The sequence below is a fragment of the Cupriavidus sp. JZ107 genome, from assembly GCF_053903255.1.
The window spans coordinates 710,046-723,805 of record NZ_CP096481.1; the positions used below are offsets into that span (position 1 = coordinate 710,046).

Sequence of the window (13,760 nt, forward strand, 5' to 3'; positions counted from 1 at the left end):
CCCACTTCGGTGCGCCCCCATGTCCCTGGCCTTTACCGTTTCCGGTCTGTTGGTAGGCGTCCTCGTCGGTCTGACCGGCGTGGGCGGGGGCTCGCTGATGACGCCGCTGCTGACCCTGCTGTTCGGCTTCTCGCCGGCCACCGCGGTCGGTACCGATCTGGCCTTCGCGGCGATCACCAAGGGCTTCGGCACGCTGGCACACCGCGCCCACGGCCATATCCAATGGCAGGTGGTCAAGCGCCTGTGCCTCGGCAGCCTGCCGGCGGCGCTGGCGGCCATCCTCGTGCTCAAGAGCGCCGGCGAACTCGACGCCGGCTGGCTGCACGCGATCCGTCTGTCGATCGGCATCTCGGTGATCCTGACCGTGCTGTCGCTGCTGTTCCGCCGCCAGCTGCTGGAATGGCTGGCCCGCAATCCCCGTTTTCAACTGGAAGGCCGCGCCCAGGCGGTGGCCACCGTGATCGTCGGCGTCGTGATCGGCGTGCTGGTCACGGTGTCGTCGATCGGCGCCGGCGCGGTCGGCGCGACGCTGATCCTGCTGCTGTATCCGCGCATGAAGCCGGCCGAGGTGGCCGGCACCGATATCGCCTACGCGGTGCCGTTGACCGCGCTGGCCGGGCTGGGCCACGTGTGGCTCGGCACCGTCGACTGGAACCTGCTGATGGCGCTGCTGGTGGGCTCGATCCCCGGCATCTGGCTGGGCGCGCAGCTGTCGCGCGCGCTGCCGGAGCGGCTGGTGCGCGGCGCGCTGGCCACCACGCTGACGCTGGTGGCGATCAAGCTGGTTTCCTAGCGCCGGTGTCCTTGCCCGGCGCCCGTACGAACGAAACACCAACGAACACGAACGCATACTGAACGGACCCACACCATGTATCAGTACGATGAATACGACCAGCGCATCGTTGCCGAGCGCGTCGCCCAGTTCCGTGACCAGGTGCGTCGCCGCCTGTCGGGCGAGCTGACCGAGGAAGAATTCCTGCCGCTGCGCCTGCAGAACGGCCTCTACATGCAGCGCCACGCCTACATGCTGCGCGTGGCGATTCCCTATGGCCTGCTGGCGTCGAAGCAGCTGCGCATGCTGGCGCATCTGGCGCGCCACTACGACCGCGGCTACGGCCACTTCTCGACGCGCCAGAACATCCAGTACAACTGGATGGAGCTCGAGCGCGTGCCCGATGCGCTGGCCGACCTGGCCTCGGTCCAGATGCATGCGATCCAGACCTCGGGAAACTGCGTGCGCAACATCACCACCGACCACTTCGCCGGCGTCGCGCCGGACGAGGCGGTGGACCCGCGTCCGCTGGCCGAGCTGCTGCGCCAGTGGAGCACGTTCCAGCCGGAATTCGCCTTCCTGCCGCGCAAGTTCAAGATCGCGATCTCGGCCTCGAAGGACGACCGCGCCGTGGTGCAGATGCATGACATCGGCGTCTACGCGTACCGCAACGCGGACGGCGAACTGCGCCTGAACATCCTGGCCGGCGGCGGCCTGGGGCGTACCCCGATCCTCGGCACGATCATCAAGCACGATCTGCCGTGGCAGCACATGCTGACCTATATCGAGTCGGCCATCCGCGTCTACAACCGCTATGGCCGCCGCGACAACAAGTACAAGGCCCGCATCAAGATCCTGGTCAAGTCGCTCGGCGCCGAGAAGTTCGCCGAGGAAGTCGAGGCCGAATGGCAGCACAGCAAGGACGGCCCCGGCACGCTGACGCAGGCCGAGTTCGACCGCGTCGCGCAGTATTTCGCGCCGCCGGCCTATGACAAGCTGCCCGACACCGATACCAGCTTCGAGAAGCATCTGCTCGAGGACAAGGCCTTCGCCCGCTGGGTCCGCCGCAGCGTGCACGGCCACAAGGTACCCGGCTATGCCGCGGTGACGCTGTCGACCAAGCCCGGCGTGGCCGCGCCCCCGGGCGACGTGACCGCCGAGCAGATGGAGCTGGTCGCCGACTGGGCCGACCGCTACGGCTATGGCGAGCTGCGCGTCGCGCACGAGCAGAACCTGGTGCTGCCGGACGTGCGCAAGCGCGACCTGTACGAACTGTGGCAGCTGGCCAAGGCCAATGGGCTGGCCACGCCGAACATCGGCTTGCTGACCGACATCATCGCGTGCCCCGGCGGGGATTTCTGCTCGCTGGCCAATGCCAAGTCGATTCCGATCGCGCAGGCGATCCAGCAGCGCTTCGACGACCTGGACTTCGTGCACGACCTCGGCGAGGTCTCGCTGAACATCTCGGGCTGCATCAACGCCTGCGGCCACCACCACGTCGGCAACATCGGCGTGCTCGGCGTCGACAAGGACGGCGAGGAGTGGTACCAGGTCACGCTCGGCGGCGCGCAGGGCAACGAGACCGCGCTGGGCAAGGTGATCGGCCCCTCGTTCAAGGCCGAGGAAATGCCGGACGTGGTCAGCCGCATCATCGAGACCTTCGTCGAGCACCGCATCGAGGACGAACGCTTCATCGACACCTTCGCCCGCATCGGCGTCGCGCCGTTCAAGGAACGCGTCTACGCGAACAAGCAGCGCGAACGGGCCGAAGCTTGAGCCCCACGGCAACGACGAACGCAAACGCATCGAGAACGAATATGGCAAAGATCATCCAACTGCAACGCGCCGACGGCGGCCAGGCCGCCGTGCCGGCGATCGTCGACGACGCGTGGACCGTGCTGCGCGGCGACGAGGGCCAGGCTCCGACCGACGAGCAGATCGCCGCGGCGGCATCGAGCCAGGACGCGGTGCTGTTCCCGCTGCCGGTCTGGCTGGCGCACAAGGACGGCCTGCTGGCCGGCCGCGCCGCGGCCAACACCGGCATCTGGCTGGCGCCGGACGACGAGCCGGGCGATGTCGCCGGCGAACTGGCGCGCGTGTCGCTGCTGGCGGTCGACTTCCCGGTGTTCCGCGACGGCCGCGGTTTTTCCACCGCGTATCTGCTGCGCACCCGTTATGGCTGGAAGGGCCAGCTGCGCGCGATCGGCGACGTGCTGCGCGACCAGCTGAACTTCATGAAGCGCTGCGGCTTCGACGCCTTCGCCGTGCGTGCCGACAAGAACATCGAAGACGCGCTCAAGGGCTTCAGCGAATTCACCGTGACCTACCAGGCCTCGGTGGACGAGCCGCTGCCGCTGTTCCGCCGCGCGCGCGCCGAACAACGGGAATCGGCATGAGCGTGATCCCGATCGTCGAACTGCCGGCGACAGCCGCGGAAATCCCGGCCGCGTCGCCGCTGCGCCCGTCGCTGTGGACGGCGCCGGAATACAGCGGCACCGCCGCGGCGCTCGAGGCCAAGGAGGCCGCGCTGGCCGAACGGCTCGAAGCGATCGCGAGCCGCTTCTACCGCGCGCGCTTTGCCTCGAGCCTGGCCGCCGAGGACATGGTGATCACCGACGCGATCCTGCGCGGCTCGGCCGCGCTGCGCGCCGGCATCCGCGTGTTCACGCTGGCGACCGGCCGCCTGCACGCCGAGACGCTCGCGATGCTCGACGAGGTCAAGGCGCACTACGGCTACGAGATCGAGCGCTTCACGCCGGACGCCGAGGCGGTCGAGAACTATGTGCGCAAGCACGGCCTGAACGCCTTCTACGACAGCGTCGAGCTGCGCAAGGAATGCTGCGGCATCCGCAAGGTCGAGCCGCTGAACCGCGCGCTGTCGCATGCGGACGCGTGGCTGACGGGCCAGCGCCGCGAGCAGGCCGTCACGCGTGCCGACCTGCCGTTCGAGGAAATCGACGAGGCGCGCGGCATTCCGAAGTTCAATCCGCTGGCGGACTGGACCGAGGCCGAGGTGTGGGCCTATCTGAAGCGGCATGCGGTTCCGGTCAACGCGCTGCATGCCAAGGGATATCCGAGCATCGGCTGCGAACCGTGTACGCGTGCCGTGCGCGCCGGCGAGGACGTGCGCGCCGGCCGCTGGTGGTGGGAAAGCCGCGACTCGAAAGAGTGCGGTCTGCACGAACAGAACATCAAGCATTGAGGCCACAGATGGGCATCATGAACGAACTCCAGGCCGGCGCCGCGGCCACGCGCGACGGCAACCCCGACATCGCGCACCTGATCGAGGTGCAGAACGACCACCTGGACCGGCTCGAGGCCGAGTCGATCTACATCATCCGCGAGGTGGCCGCCGAGTGCCGCAACCCGGCGCTGCTGTTCTCGGGCGGCAAGGACTCGATCGTGATGCTGCATCTGGCGCTGAAGGCGTTCCGGCTCGGCAATCGCAAGATCGAGCTGCCGTTCCCGCTGGTGCATATCGACACGGGCCACAACTATCCCGAGGTGATCGCCTTCCGCGACCAGCGCGTCGCCGAGATCGGCGCGCGGCTGGTGGTCGGCCACGTCGAGGATTCGATCAAGCGCGGCACCGTGCGGCTGCGCAAGGAAACCGATTCGCGCAACGCGGCCCAGGCGGTCACGCTGCTGGAAACGATCGAGCAGCACCAGTTCGACGCGCTGATGGGCGGCGCCCGCCGCGACGAGGAAAAGGCGCGCGCCAAGGAACGCATCTTCTCGTTCCGCGACGAGTTCGGCCAATGGGATCCGAAGGCGCAGCGGCCCGAGCTGTGGAGCCTGTACAACGCCCGCATGGCGCCGGGCGAGCAGATGCGCGTGTTCCCGATCTCGAACTGGACCGAACTGGACGTGTGGCAATACATCGCGCGCGAGAACCTGGCGCTGCCGCCGATCTACTACGCGCACCAGCGCGAGGTGGTCCGCCGCAACGGCCTGCTGGTGCCGGTGACGCCGATCACGCCGAAGCAGGACGGCGACATCAGCGAGGTGCTGTCGGTGCGCTTCCGCACGGTCGGCGACATCAGCTGCACCTGCCCGGTGGCCAGCACCGCCGCGACGCCGGTCGAGATCATCGCCGAGACCGCGGTCACCGAGATCACCGAGCGCGGCGCCACGCGCATGGACGACCAGACCAGCGAGGCGTCGATGGAGCGCCGCAAGAAGGAAGGCTACTTCTGAGGCTGGATTTCTGCGCAACGCGCGACGCACCGACACAGGATTTGCATCATGACTACTCAAGCCGCCCATCAGGGCCTTCTGCGATTCATCACCGCCGGTTCGGTCGACGACGGCAAGAGCACGCTGATCGGCCGCCTGCTGTATGACAGCAAGGCGGTGCTGTCGGACCAGCTGACCGCGCTGGCCAATGCCAAGAATAAGCGCACCGCCGGCGAGCAGATCGACTTCTCGCTGCTGACCGACGGCCTCGAGGCCGAGCGCGAACAGGGCATCACGATCGACGTGGCCTACCGCTATTTCTCGACCGCGCGCCGCAAGTTCATCATCGCCGATACGCCGGGCCATGAGCAGTACACCCGCAACATGGTCACCGGCGCGTCGACCGCGCACGCCGCGATCGTGCTGATCGACGCCACCCGGGTGACCGTGGCCGATGGCCGCGCGCAGCTGCTGGCGCAGACCAAGCGCCATACCGCGATCGTCAAGCTGCTCGAGCTGCAGCACGTGATCGTCGCGGTCAACAAGATGGACCTGGTCGACTACAGCGAACAGCGCTTCAACGAGATCCGCACCGCGTACGCCGAGCTGGCCAGCCAGCTGGGCTTGAAGGACGTGCGTTACGTGCCGGTGTCGGCGCTGCGCGGCGACAACATCGTGCACGCCAGCGAGGCGATGCCCTGGTATCAGGGCGAGCCGCTGCTGCCGCTGCTCGAGGCGCTGCCGGTCGAGGAGGTCGCGCCGCAGGGCGAGGCCGCGCTGCGTTTCCCGGTGCAGCTGGTGATCCGCCAGGATGGTGCGCAGTCGGACGATTTCCGCGGCTATGCCGGCCGCGTCGAGGCCGGCACGGTGCGCGTGGGCCAGACCGTACGCGTGCTGCCGGCCAACCGCGAGGCGGTGGTCGCCGAGGTGCTGACGCCGAACGGTGCCGCCGAAGAGGCGAGCGCCGGCGAGACCATCACGATCCGGCTGGCCGAAGACGTCGATGTATCGCGCGGTGACATGTTCGTCGCTGCAGCGGCCGCGGAAAGCCAGCAGGCGCTGCCGGCGAAAAAGTTGCAGGCCGACCTGTGCTGGTTCGACGATGCCGCGCTGAACACCGCACGCAAATACGTGCTGAAGCACACCACCGCCAGCGTGTTCGCGCGCGTGTCGGCGGTGGACCGCGTGCTCGACGTGCATACGCTGTCGCACGAGACCGGCCGTCACGACATCCGCCTGAACGACATCGGCTCGGTGCAGATCACGCTGCAGAAGCCGGTGGTCTGCGACGTCTACAGCGACAACCCCGCCACCGGCGCGTTCGTGCTGATCGACGAGGCGACCAATCACACGGTTGCCGCGGGCATGATCCGTGCATATTCCTGAGACCGAAGCGAGATCGCACTCGATCCAGGAATCACGAGGAGCAGCAACATGGGCAAGGTCTACCTGATTGGCGCCGGACCCGGCGCGGCGGACCTCATTACGGTGCGTGGTGCACGACTATTGGGCGAAGCCGACGTGGTGCTGCACGATGCGCTGGTGTCCCCCGAGATGCTGGCCTGGTGCCCGCAGGCCAGGCTGGTGGAGGTGGGCAAACGCTGTGGCAAGCGCTCGACCGCGCAGCTGTTCATCAACCGGCAGATCGTCGACCTGGCACGCAAGCACGAGCGCGTGGTGCGCCTGAAGGGCGGCGATCCGATGCTGTTCGGCCGCGCCGACGAGGAATTGCAGGCGCTGGAAGAGGCGGGCATCGATTACGAGATCGTGCCGGGCATCACCGCCGCGCTGGCCGCCGCCTCGGCGATCGCGCGTCCGCTGACCAAGCGCGGCGTGTCGCGCAGCGTCGCGTTTGCCACGCAGGCGAAGGCGCCCGACACCATCGACGTGGAGGCCGACGTCAAGGCCGATACGCTGGTCTACTACATGGGCCGCGACCAGGCCGCGGCCATCGCCGCGCAGCTGATCGCGCATGGCAAGCCCGCCTCGACGCCCGCCTGGGTGGTCGAGGCCGCCTCGACCCCGCACCAGCGCAGCCGCCAGTTCACGCTGCGGCAGATGGCGGCGGGAGAAGCCGCGGCGTGGATCGACCCGCAGCATCCGAGCTTGCTGATGATTGGCGAGGCGTTGGGTGGGCGGGCGAGTGGTGTGGTCGACGGCGATCTGCAGGAATCGGAGCGCCACCCTCGGGCGGCTTGACTCGCCGGCGGCGATTAGCAGCGCAGCGTATCGCGCCCCGCGCTGGTTTTCTCCCCTCTCCCGCGAGCGGGAGAGGGGCGGGGGAGAGGGCAAACGGCCTTCGCTCTGGCGAAAGCGCATCGCGATAGCCACCCCCCTTTCCCTCTCCCCCAACCCCTCTCCCGCTGGGCGGGAGAGGGGAGCAACGCGACGGCGGTCGACGTTCTACCGTCCTTCCCTCGTAATCTCCACCGTCTCCCGATAAACGATCCGGGCCATCTGGCCTGGCCGCAGCCCGGCCACGTCGATCGAGATGTCGTCCGCGCGTGCCGCGTGTTCCGCGTTGCGCGGGCCGCGGAACGTCACCGTGCGGCCGATCGGGTCGACCGCGATGATTTCGGCGGTGGCCGTGGTCGTGATCTCCCGCACCACGCCGGGCCGGCCGTCGTCCAGACGGCGCGACAGCCGGTCGACCGATTCCGCGGTCGCGACATTGCGGCTCGGCAGCGGCTCCAGCTTGGTGATGCGCGCGGGGCCGCGCGTGACCGTCAGGCGGTCGCCCGCATTGACCGTACCGAAATGGCGGGCCTCGTCGCCGGTCATCAATTCGGTCAACTGACCCTGCGGCCCTCGCACCAGCACCGCGTTCGAGGCATCGATGCGGACGACCTCCGCCGCGGTGGTCGCGGGCGCGGTCTGCGCGTTCGCCTCGCCGACGGCGCCGGCCGCCAACACCCAGGCCATCGCGCCGGCCAGCGCCAGCGCGCGCGCCCCGCGTCGTATCGTGCTGTCTCGATCGTTTCGCATCGGCGCCTCCACAATGGTTTATCGCGTGATCACTCGTCCGGCAGGATGCTGCCCTGCGCGCCGCCGGGCGCTGCCAGCCCGAAGTGCCGGTAGGCGGCGGGGGTCGCCACGCGTCCGCGCGGCGTGCGTTGCAGATAGCCCTGCTGGATCAGAAACGGTTCGAGCACGTCCTCGATGGTGTCGCGCTCCTCGCCGATCGCCGCGGCCAGATTGTCGACGCCGACCGGCCCGCCGCTGAACTTGTGCAGGATGGCCTCGAGCAGCTTGCGGTCCATCAGGTCGAAGCCGACGCGGTCGACGTCCAGCATCGCCAGCGCGGCATCGGCCATCTCGCGCGTAATGGTGCCGTCGCCCTTGACCTCGGCATAGTCGCGCACGCGCCGCAGCAGGCGGTTGGCGATACGCGGCGTGCCGCGCGAGCGGCGCGCGATCTCGAGCGCGCCGGTCGGATCGATGCGCGCGTGCAGCAGCTGGGCCGAGCGCGTGACGATGCGGGCCAGCTCGTCGGCGGTATAGAACTCGAGCCGCGCGACGATGCCGAAGCGGTCGCGCAGCGGATTGGTCAGCATGCCGGCGCGCGTGGTGGCGCCGACCAGCGTGAACGGCTGCAGATCGAGCTTGACCGAGCGCGCGGCCGGGCCTTCGCCGATCATGATGTCGATCTGGTAGTCCTCGAGCGCCGGATACAGGATTTCCTCGACGACCGGCGACAGCCGGTGGATCTCGTCGATGAACAGCACGTCGTTGGCTTCGAGGTTGGTCAGCAGCGCCGCGAGATCGCCGGGCCGCTCGAGCACCGGCCCCGAGGTCTGGCGCAGATTGACGCCCATCTCGCGCGCGATGATATGGGCCAGCGTGGTCTTGCCCAGGCCCGGCGGGCCGAACAGCAGCACGTGGTCGAGCGCTTCGCGGCGATTGCGCGCCGCGTGCATGAAGATGTCGAGCTGGTCGCGCACCTTCTGCTGGCCGACATAGTCGTCGAGCAGCTTGGGCCGCAGCGCGCGCTCGAAGGCCTCCTCGCTGCTGGACGCGGGCGTGGCGGCAATCAGGCGGTCGCCGCTGTCGGCAGGGCGGCTCGGGGCGAACTTGTCGGTCTGGATCATGGCGCGGAGGCGGGAAAACTGGCTCGATTGTAGCCCACGGCACCGTCGGCGCCGTCCGCCGTCTCGGCGAGCACGTGCCGCTTACTGGCTCGTACGCAGGCCCGTACACCGGCCTGCACGCACGTGCCCGTGCCCCTCGCGGCCTCAGCCCTTCGACAACGCCTTCAGCGCGAGCTTGATCCCTTCGGAGACACCGGTGCCGGCCGGCACCTGTTTGGTTGCCGCGGCGGCCTCCTTGTCGGAATAGCCCAGCGCCAACAGCGCGTTCAGGATATCGGCGGCGCTGTCGTGCGAGGCCGCCGCGCCGCCGACATGGCCCAGTTCGGCGCCGAGCTTGCCCTTCAGTTCGAGCAGCAGCCGTTCGGCGGTCTTCTTGCCGATGCCGGGAATGCGCGTCAGCCGGCCCGCCTCCTGCAGCGTGATGGCCTGCGCCAGTTCGGCCACCGACATGCCCGACAGCACCGCCAGCGCCATGCGCGCGCCGATGCCGCTGATCTTGATCAGCTCGCGGAAGGTATTGCGCTCCTCCGCGCTGCCGAAGCCGTACAGCAGATGCGCGTCCTCGCGGACGATCAGCTGCGTCAGCAGCGTGACAGGCTGGCCGACCGCGGGCAGGTTGTAGAAGGTGCTCATCGGCACGTCGACCTCATAGCCGACGCCGTGGCAGTCGACCAGCAGATGCGGGGGATTCTTCTCGATGAGGGTGCCGGCGATGCGTCCGATCATGGTGGCTTGCGAAAGTGGGCGAGGGCGCAAGCGGGGCGCCCGAGCATGGGTCAGTCACGAAGGGCGCCAGTGTAGCGCAGCGCTTCGGTGCTTCCAGGGAGCGTCAGGAACGATCTCGTCGCCCCCGCGAAAGCGGGGGGCCAGCGGCGTCGTCTCGTGGCAAGGCAAGCCACTGGGTCCCCGCTTTCGCGGGGACGACGAGGAGAATGCACACCGGTCATTCCGGCCGCGCCGGCCCCGGAGCGCTGTCCACCGCGCGGCGCCCGAGCGCGGGATCGTCGGTGAAGAAGCCGTCCACGCCGGCATCGACCAGGGCCCGGACCTCGCGGATCATGCCGGCCGGATGGCGCGCGGCGTCGCCGCCCGGGCCGCGCAGGCTCTTGGGCAGGAAGGCGTTCTCCGGCCGCACCGTGTAGGGGTGCACGACCAGGCCGGCCGCATGCGCGTCGCGCACCAGCGCGGTAGGCGCGCCCAGCGCGCCGGCGCTGTCGCGCGGCACCACGTGCGTGCGCTCCGGGCCGATGCCGTCGGCGTACGTGGCAACCTCGCGCAGTCCGAGCGGCTTGATCATGTCCGCATAGCGGCGCGTATCGCCGGACAGCCGCCAGTCGGCCGGCGCCTTCGAGGCATTGCCGATCAGCTGCACCAGTTTGACGTTGGGCATCGACTTGCCGAGCCGCTCGCGCAGCGCGCGCAGATTGGCCGTTTCGAACGATTGCAGATAGACCGGTGCGCGGCGCGTATGCGCATTGGCACGCAGCGCGTCGACCAGCTTTTCTTCCATCGGCAGCCCGATGCCGCGGAAGTAGCTCGGATGCTTGGTCTCGATATAGAGGCCGATGGTCCTGCCGCTGCGGCGCGAGGCATTGGCGGCCAGCGCGATGATCTCGTCCAGCGTCGGGATCTCGAACTTGTCGTCGTACTGTGCATTGGCCGGACGCAGCTTCGGAATGCGCTCGCGCGCCCGCAGCGTCTTGAGCTCGGCCAGCGTGAAGTCCTCGGTGAACCAGCCCTCCAGCCGCTCGCCGTCGATCACCTTGATGCGCTTGCGCTCGGCGAACTGCGGCAGCGTGGCGACGTTGGTGGTGCCGCCGATCTCGTTCTCGTGGCGGGCCACCAGCACGCCGTCGCGCGTGACGACCAGATCGGGTTCGATCAGATCGGCGCCGTCCTCGATCGCCTTGGTGTACGCCGCCAGCGTATGTTCGGGCCGCAGCGCGCTGGCGCCGCGATGGCCGATTACCAGCGGCCTGGGTCGTGGCGGGGCCGGTTCGGCTTGCGTCGGTTCGGCGGCGGGCGCGGCGGGAGGTACGGGTTGGGTGGCACAGCCCGCGAGCAGGGTGGCCAGCATCGCCGCCGACATCGCGGCGTGGAGCCGGGCGGCGGGCTGCCAGGCAAGACGGGGGAACAGGCTGGGACGGGACATGCGGCCTCCTCGAGCGCGAGATCAGGCCGATTGTAAGTGAGGCGGGCGTCGCCCGGGACACCGTTCGCGATGGGAGGGCAGCGGGTGCTAGCCGACCAGTGCCAGCCGAGCAAGCCAGTCGGCCAGTGCTAACTGACCAGTGCCAGCCGAGGAGTGCTAGCCGACCAGCCGGCCCCGCCGGACCCGCACGCCCCTGCGCGCAAGTTCCGGGGCAAGGCCGCTCAGCGTCGCCAGCGTATCGCCGCCGTTCGCATGGCAGATCGCCACGCCGAGCGCGTCGGCCGCATCGGAGCTGGGATGGCCCGGCAGCGCCAGCAGCCGCGCCACCATCTCCTGCACCTGCGCCTTGTTGGCGCGGCCATAGCCGACCACCGCCACCTTCAACTGCAGCGCGGTGTATTCGAACACCGGCAGGCCGTAGCCCACCAGCCCGCAGATCGCCGCGCCACGGGCCTGCCCAAGCAGCAGCGTCGATTGCGGATTGACGTTGACGAATACCTTCTCGATCGCCGCGCAGTCCGGCGCATAGGTCCGCGTGACCTCGGCAATGCCGTCGTACAGCGTCTTCAGACGCTCGGGCAGGCTGCCGTTGCCATCGCTCTTGATGGTGCCCGAGGCGACGTAGGCGAGCTTGTTGCCGTGCTTTTCGACCACGCCGAAGCCGGTGGTACGAAGGCCGGGGTCGATGCCGAGGATGCGCATTGAGCTAGGAGAGGTGGCGATGGGGTAGTGTAGGTGGAATCGGTGCAGGGCGCTGTGCGATCGGCAGCCCTCTCCCCCAGCCCCTCTCCCGCAAGCGGGAGAGGGGAGCGGAGTTCAGGTCGGCGGCGGTAGCGGCATGCGGACCGTGGGTGTTCCCCACTCCCGCAAAGGGGAGAGGGGAGAAAACCGAGAGCCCCTTCATCGAGTGACTGTGTTCCCCTCTCCCGCTGGCGGGAGAGGGGCAGGGAGGGGGCAGCCGGCGCTCGTTCACCCCAAGCGCCAGCGTTGCACGTCAATGCCGGAAATGCCGCGTACCGGTCAGCACCATCGCGATATTGCGCTCGTCGGCGGCGGCGATGACTTCGTCGTCGCGCATCGAGCCGCCCGGCTGGATCACGCAGGTCGCGCCCGCGTCGACCACCACGTCCAGGCCGTCGCGGAACGGGAAGAAGGCATCGGAGGCAACCGCCGAGCCGGCCAGCGTCAGGCCGGCGTTCTGGGCCTTGATGCTGGCGATGCGGGCCGAGTCGACGCGGCTCATCTGGCCGGCGCCGACGCCGAGGGTCATGCCGCCGCCGCAGAACACGATGGCGTTCGACTTGACGAACTTGGCGACGCGCCACGCGAACAGCAGATCGCTCATTTCCTTCGGCGTCGGATGGCGCTTGGTGACGACGCGCAGCTCCGACGGCTGCACGTTCTTCGCGTCCGGGCTCTGCAGCAGCAGGCCGCCGCCGACGCGCTTCAGGTCATACTGGTTGACGCCCTTGCCGAGCGGGATCTCCAGCAGGCGCACGTTCTGCTTGGCGGCGAACACCTCGCGCGCGGCCGCGCTGAACGACGGCGCGATCAGCACCTCGACGAACTGTTTGGCGACCGCCTGCGCGGCCGTGCCGTCGAGCTCGACGTTGAAGGCGATGATGCCGCCGAAGGCCGACGTCGAATCGGTCTTGAACGCCTTCTCGTAGGCCTCCAGCGCATTGGCGCCGATCGCCACGCCGCAGGGGTTGGCGTGCTTGATGATGACGCAGGCGGCGCCGTCGGCGGCCTCGAACGACTTGACGCATTCCCATGCCGCGTCGGCGTCCGCGATGTTGTTGTACGACAGCTCCTTGCCCTGCAACTGCACGTAGTTGGCCAGCGCGCCGTCGACCGCCTTCAGGTCGCGGTAGAACGCCGCCGACTGGTGCGGGTTCTCGCCGTAGCGCATTTCCTGCACCTTCTCGAACGCCAGGTTCAGCGTCTGCGGATAGGCGCTGCGCGCCCGGTGCGACTTGTCCGCGCCGAGGCTGGTCAGGTAGTTGGTGATCGCGCCATCGTATTGCGCGGTATGGGCGAACACCTTGGTGGCCAGCCGGAAGTTGGTGTCGTAGCCGACCTGGTTGCCGTTGGCGCGCATTTCCTCGAGCACCGGCGCGTAGTCGGCCGGATCGACGATCACCGTGACGTCGCGATGGTTCTTCGCCGCCGAGCGCAGCATGGTCGGGCCGCCGATGTCGATGTTCTCGATCGCGTCGGGCAGCGTGCAGTCGTCCTTGGCGACGGTCTGCTGGAACGGGTACAGGTTCACCACCAGCAGGTCGATGGTCGGAATGCCGTGCTTGGCCAGCGCGGCCATGTGCTCGGGCAGGTCGCGGCGTGCCAGGATGCCGCCGTGTACCTTCGGGTGCAGCGTCTTGACGCGGCCGTCCAGCATCTCGGGGAAGCCGGTGTAGTCGGCCACCTCCGTGACCGGCAGGCCGGCGTCGGCGAGCAGTTTGGCGGTGCCGCCGGTGGACAGCAGCGTCACGCCGAGCGCATGCAGTTCGCGCGCGAAGTCGACGATGCCGGTCTTGTCGGAAACGGAGAGAAGGGCTTGCTTGATCATGGT

Annotated in this window: 13 protein-coding genes; 7 read left to right on the forward strand and 6 right to left on the reverse strand. The window is 68.7% G+C overall.

All coding sequences use genetic code 11. The annotated features are described in order from the left end of the window. The first annotated feature begins 19 nt into the window (after positions 1-19). The 7 genes from M1D55_RS12840 to cobA all read left to right on the forward strand — a co-directional run bounded on the left by M1D55_RS12840 (position 20) and on the right by cobA (position 7,147). Complete coding sequence (locus tag M1D55_RS12840; RefSeq protein ID WP_006577803.1) at positions 20-793, forward strand: sulfite exporter TauE/SafE family protein; 774 nt, start codon at positions 20-22, stop codon at positions 791-793. Between the two features lie 75 nt (positions 794-868). After that, positions 869-2,548, forward strand: a complete 1,680-nt coding sequence (locus tag M1D55_RS12845; RefSeq protein ID WP_456282327.1) for a nitrite/sulfite reductase — start codon at positions 869-871, stop codon at positions 2,546-2,548. Positions 2,549-2,589: 41 nt separating this feature from the next. Continuing rightward, entirely contained in the window at positions 2,590-3,168 is a 579-nt protein-coding gene (locus M1D55_RS12850; protein ID WP_261667461.1) for a DUF934 domain-containing protein, read from the forward strand. Continuing rightward, positions 3,165-3,974 carry a phosphoadenylyl-sulfate reductase gene (locus M1D55_RS12855; protein WP_456282328.1) on the forward strand — a complete coding sequence of 270 codons (810 nt, stop codon included), beginning with the start codon at positions 3,165-3,167 and terminating at the stop codon, positions 3,972-3,974. The genes M1D55_RS12850 and M1D55_RS12855 overlap by 4 nt, the downstream gene beginning before the upstream one ends. An 8-nt stretch (positions 3,975-3,982) precedes the next feature. Next, positions 3,983-4,969 (forward strand): sulfate adenylyltransferase subunit CysD, encoded by a 987-nt coding sequence (cysD, locus tag M1D55_RS12860; protein WP_456282329.1) that lies wholly within the window; start codon positions 3,983-3,985, stop codon positions 4,967-4,969. Positions 4,970-5,017: 48 nt separating this feature from the next. Next, positions 5,018-6,334, forward strand: coding sequence for a sulfate adenylyltransferase subunit 1 (locus M1D55_RS12865; RefSeq protein WP_053822394.1), 1,317 nt, complete (start codon positions 5,018-5,020; stop codon positions 6,332-6,334). Between the two features lie 48 nt (positions 6,335-6,382). Further along, positions 6,383-7,147 (forward strand): uroporphyrinogen-III C-methyltransferase, encoded by a 765-nt coding sequence (gene cobA, locus M1D55_RS12870; RefSeq protein WP_456282330.1) that lies wholly within the window; start codon positions 6,383-6,385, stop codon positions 7,145-7,147. A gap of 204 nt (positions 7,148-7,351) precedes the next feature. On the opposite strand, the gene M1D55_RS12875 is transcribed toward cobA, so the two are convergent. The 6 genes from M1D55_RS12875 to purH form a co-directional block, all read right to left on the reverse strand. Beyond that, on the reverse strand, positions 7,352-7,933 hold the full coding sequence (locus tag M1D55_RS12875) for a hypothetical protein (protein WP_456282331.1): 582 nt from the start codon (positions 7,931-7,933) through the stop codon (positions 7,352-7,354). A gap of 29 nt (positions 7,934-7,962) precedes the next feature. Next, positions 7,963-9,036, reverse strand: coding sequence for a Holliday junction branch migration DNA helicase RuvB (gene ruvB, locus M1D55_RS12880; protein WP_006577233.1), 1,074 nt, complete (start codon positions 9,034-9,036; stop codon positions 7,963-7,965). A gap of 144 nt (positions 9,037-9,180) precedes the next feature. Beyond that, entirely contained in the window at positions 9,181-9,762 is a 582-nt protein-coding gene (ruvA, locus tag M1D55_RS12885) for a Holliday junction branch migration protein RuvA (RefSeq protein WP_456282332.1), read from the reverse strand. Between the two features lie 217 nt (positions 9,763-9,979). Further along, the gene (locus tag M1D55_RS12890) at positions 9,980-11,125 is read right to left on the reverse strand and encodes a glycerophosphodiester phosphodiesterase (protein ID WP_456282700.1); all 1,146 of its coding nucleotides are present in this window, start codon (positions 11,123-11,125) and stop codon (positions 9,980-9,982) included. 219 nt (positions 11,126-11,344) lie between these two features. Further along, a complete protein-coding gene (ruvC, locus tag M1D55_RS12895) occupies positions 11,345-11,890 on the reverse strand; it encodes a crossover junction endodeoxyribonuclease RuvC (RefSeq protein WP_456282333.1) in 546 nt (181 codons plus the stop codon). A 292-nt stretch (positions 11,891-12,182) separates the two neighbouring features. After that, entirely contained in the window at positions 12,183-13,757 is a 1,575-nt protein-coding gene (gene purH, locus M1D55_RS12900; RefSeq protein ID WP_456282334.1) for a bifunctional phosphoribosylaminoimidazolecarboxamide formyltransferase/IMP cyclohydrolase, read from the reverse strand. Between the last annotated feature and the right edge of the window lie 3 nt (positions 13,758-13,760).